The following is a 3,339-nucleotide window of genomic DNA, read 5'->3' as shown; positions in this document are numbered from 1 at the left end:
GCTCTGGGCCGCGCCGCTTGGCTTCGACAGGCTGGTTTCGGCAGGCTCAACCACCGAGCCAGCGGCGCGGTGGCTGAACCTGTCGAAGCCACCGCGAGGTCGCCTGCCAACCCAAGGCTTTTTCGCGCTAACAAATCATCCCTAGCACAGAAAAACCCCGGCCTCTAACGAAAACCGGGGTGAAAAAACAGCCAATACGCCCAGCTTGCAGGAACAATTGGGCGCAAGGAGCTGTTCGCCTCCTTGGATCGAGAAGGGTTGAACAGACACATCGCGGTAGGCTTCCTGGCTTCTGACGCTTATGGAGAGCGACCAGTTACAGTTGCGGCACAGCGCTGGACTCACACCAGCTTCCACCTTTACACCCTGGCATCCGGGCATCGGGATACCGCGACGATCTTGAATTGCTTATGTGCAGAAATGCTGAAAGGTCGTTTCTGAAACCATCCCTTAACACGAAAAAGTTGTTAGCGCGAAGAATCCTTGGGTTGGCAGCCACCGTGCCGCTAGCTCGGTGGTTGAGCCTGCCGAAACCAGCCTGTCGAAGCCACCACGACACCTTTAGTTGCGCGTATGCTGCGGTGCTGCGGGCAGCAGCGCCAAGTGGCGGGCGCGCTTAATTGCCACCGAAAGGCGACGCTGCATTTTCGCAGTAACCCCAGTGCGGCGGCGAGGCAGAATCTTGCCCTGAGCGGTAATATACTTCTGCAGACGCTTAATGTCTTTGTAATCGGGCACAATCCCCAACTTCGTGAACTCACACTCGCGGCGACGCCCACGCATACGCCCGCCACCCGATGCTCGCGAACCTCGTAGACTCATAGCCAACTCTATACTCCTCATCCATTATATAGAACATACGGCGCTAGGCCATGGCCGCACGCCCATGACACTAGCGTAGATTATAGCATATATTGGCGTTGAGCAACAAAGCGGGGAAGTGACCGTTGTACCTGCTTGGTATCATTGGAATGATACCAATTACCATTGAACATGCCGCATGATCAAGAACACGAACGCCCATTGGGTCGCCATGTTCGGCAATCTGCAATCTGCAATCTACAATCGTAAATGGTATGATTGAATGGGAGACACTATTGCAGTTCACTAGTGGCATTCGTAGGCCAAAGCCAAAATCATGAAATTTTCCATCATCCTCAACCCCGCCGCTGGGCGCGGGGCGGCGGGCCGGCGCCGTCAGGCCCTTGAGTCGCTGCTGCGGGCCGCAGGGCTGGACTATACCCTCGTGACGACGCATGCCCGGGGTGGGGCGACGGAGCTTACCTATCAGGCGTTGCAACAGGGGGCGACGTGTGTGGTGGCAGTGGGGGGCGATGGTACGATTAACGAGGTGGTGAATGGGCTGTTGGGTGGGCGGCAGCAGGGCTTAGGGGCGGCAACGTTAGGCATTGTGCCGCTGGGCACCGGCAGCGATTTCGCAAAGGTGCTGCCTGGCGCAAAGGTGGGCGATCTCGCGAGCGCGGTGCAGGGTTTCGTGAAGGGCGCGACCCGCCCAGTTGATCTGGGGGTGGTACGGTTCAAAGCTGGTAATCAACAATCCTCGCGCGCCTTTATCAATGGGCTAGGGGCGGGCCTCGATGCGCTCGTGGCGGTTGAAGTGGCCAAGCTGCGCTGGCTCACCGGCCTGCCCGCCTACATTGCGGCCTCGCTGCGGGCCTTGGCGATCTATCGGCCCGCCACGATGCGCGTCGCCTACGCGGGCCACGAGCTGCATGAGCCGCTGCTCTTTGCCACCGTGGGCAACGGGCGCTACCAGGGCGGCGGCTTCCAGATGACGCCCACAGGCAAAATTGACGACGGTCTGCTCGATCTGTGCGCCGTCAAACAGTTGCCCCTCAGCCAAATTGTGCGCTACTATCCCAAACTGATTGTTGGTAGCCACATCAAGCTCCCCGTGGTCACAACAGCCCAAATCCGCAAACTCACCATGAGCTCCACGCAACCCTTCCCCGTTGCCACTGATGGCGAAGTGGTAGCGACCGACGCCACCCATGTGCAGGTAGAGGTATTGGCGGGGGCAGTGGAACTAGTGGGTTATACCAATTACCCTTGAACATGCCGCATGATCAAGAACGCTAACACCCATTGGGACGCCATGTTCGGCAATCGGCAATCGGCAATCTGCAATCGTAAATAGTATTAAGCCCTACGTCTAGGGCTCGGTCAACAGCAGATCCAGCGGGGGCAGCTTCGCCGTCCCCGCTGAACATTCGAGTTGACAAATAAGAACGGGTATGCTACAATCAAAAACAGAACAAAGTTTCTTCCGAGAGGAACTGCTATGTACCGTCAAGAGATTATCTACGATCCAGTAACCCGCGACTTCGCCATGTACCTCGACGGCGAACTCGTCGGTTTTGCCCGCACCTATGAGGAAGCGGAAGAGACGCTCAACAGCCTCGTCTACGAATTGCTGCATGGCGGATACCTACGCCGCAAAGCGGCGTAGGTACTACGTTCTCTCTACCATTTCCACACGCGCCAAGCACTCATCACCGCATCACTAGGGCCAGGGAAGGCGGTTGTGAGGGCAATCAGGAACTTATACGCCATTGGAGTGATCACCTCGCGTTGCGGATGGGTAATGACCTTAGCGATAATGCGCGCCACGGTTTCTGGGCCAACCATAGGCATCCCGCGCACCGTTTCGGTCATAGGAGTACGAATAAAACCAGGCGAAACCAATGAAACCTTGATGCCCAACGGTTTCATTTCACGGCGTAGCGTGTCGTTCCAGGCACGCATGCCGTGCTTGCTGGCGTTGTAGACCGCCTGGCCGGGGGCAGAGATATAGCTCGCCACCGAGCCAACGTTCACGATATGGCCAGAGCGGCGCGGAATCATATGGGACAGCACGGCACGGGTGAGGCGCATCGGCGCAATCAGGTTTGTGCCGAGAATCATATCAATGTGTGGATTGGTCGGGGTAGCCGCATCTTGGGCTTTGGCGACCCCGGCATTATTGATCAACACATCAATGCGCCCGAAGTGATCCAAGGTCATCTGCACGAGCCGTTCAAGCTGGGCCTCGACACAGATGTCGGTTGGCACGGGCAGGGCCAAGCCACCGCGTTGGGTAATGGCCCCCGCAAGCTGCCCCAGATCATCAGCACGACGTGCGGCCAGCACTAGGCGGTAGCCTCGCTTGGCCAATTCCCAAGCTGTGACTTCACCAATTCCGCTGCTTGCACCCGTTAAAATGATGACATCTCCGTCATGTTTGGTTGATCCCATAGTCTGTTCCTTTGTATAATTGGGATGGGAATGCGAGAGGCTGTCTGAAAAGTCTATGGGTTGGCGTTGGAGTGCCGGCTTTAG

At 57.3% G+C, this 3,339-nt stretch carries 4 protein-coding genes and 1 riboswitch; of the genes, 2 read left to right on the top strand and 2 right to left on the bottom strand.

The annotated features are described in order from the left end of the window. Positions 1-257 precede the first annotated feature (257 nt). Positions 258-408, bottom strand: a riboswitch (cobalamin riboswitch). A 153-nt stretch (positions 409-561) separates the two neighbouring features. Next, positions 562-822 (bottom strand): 30S ribosomal protein S18, encoded by a 261-nt coding sequence (gene rpsR, locus CJ255_RS20130; RefSeq protein ID WP_245863616.1) that lies wholly within the window; start codon positions 820-822, stop codon positions 562-564. A gap of 316 nt (positions 823-1,138) precedes the next feature. Between rpsR and CJ255_RS20125 the strand changes: the two genes are divergently transcribed. Both CJ255_RS20125 and CJ255_RS23795 read left to right on the top strand, forming a co-directional pair. After that, a complete protein-coding gene (locus CJ255_RS20125; RefSeq protein ID WP_097645874.1) occupies positions 1,139-2,074 on the top strand; it encodes a diacylglycerol/lipid kinase family protein in 936 nt (311 codons plus the stop codon). A 228-nt stretch (positions 2,075-2,302) separates the two neighbouring features. Then, on the top strand, positions 2,303-2,470 hold the full coding sequence (locus CJ255_RS23795; protein ID WP_165774842.1) for a hypothetical protein: 168 nt from the start codon (positions 2,303-2,305) through the stop codon (positions 2,468-2,470). A gap of 14 nt (positions 2,471-2,484) precedes the next feature. Here the strand turns inward: CJ255_RS23795 and CJ255_RS20120 are convergent, their stop codons facing one another. Beyond that, the gene (locus tag CJ255_RS20120) at positions 2,485-3,255 is read right to left on the bottom strand and encodes an SDR family NAD(P)-dependent oxidoreductase (protein WP_097645873.1); all 771 of its coding nucleotides are present in this window, start codon (positions 3,253-3,255) and stop codon (positions 2,485-2,487) included. Positions 3,256-3,339 lie beyond the last annotated feature (84 nt).

This window comes from Candidatus Viridilinea mediisalina (assembly GCF_002532535.1).
Taxonomy (GTDB): domain Bacteria; phylum Chloroflexota; class Chloroflexia; order Chloroflexales; family Chloroflexaceae; genus Viridilinea; species Viridilinea mediisalina.
The sequence above is the reverse complement of the archived record's forward strand: the minus strand, read 5'-3'. Positions and strand labels throughout refer to the sequence as shown.

Excerpts from the sequence above, each read along its gene's own strand:
- rpsR (WP_245863616.1), bottom strand. The coding sequence starts at position 822 with ATGAGTCTACGAGGTTCGCGAGCATCGGGTGGCGGGCGTATGCGTGGG.
- CJ255_RS20125 (WP_097645874.1), top strand. The coding sequence starts at position 1,139 with ATGAAATTTTCCATCATCCTCAACCCCGCCGCTGGGCGCGGGGCGGCG.
- CJ255_RS23795 (WP_165774842.1), top strand. The coding sequence starts at position 2,303 with ATGTACCGTCAAGAGATTATCTACGATCCAGTAACCCGCGACTTCGCC.
- CJ255_RS20120 (WP_097645873.1), bottom strand. The coding sequence starts at position 3,255 with ATGGGATCAACCAAACATGACGGAGATGTCATCATTTTAACGGGTGCA.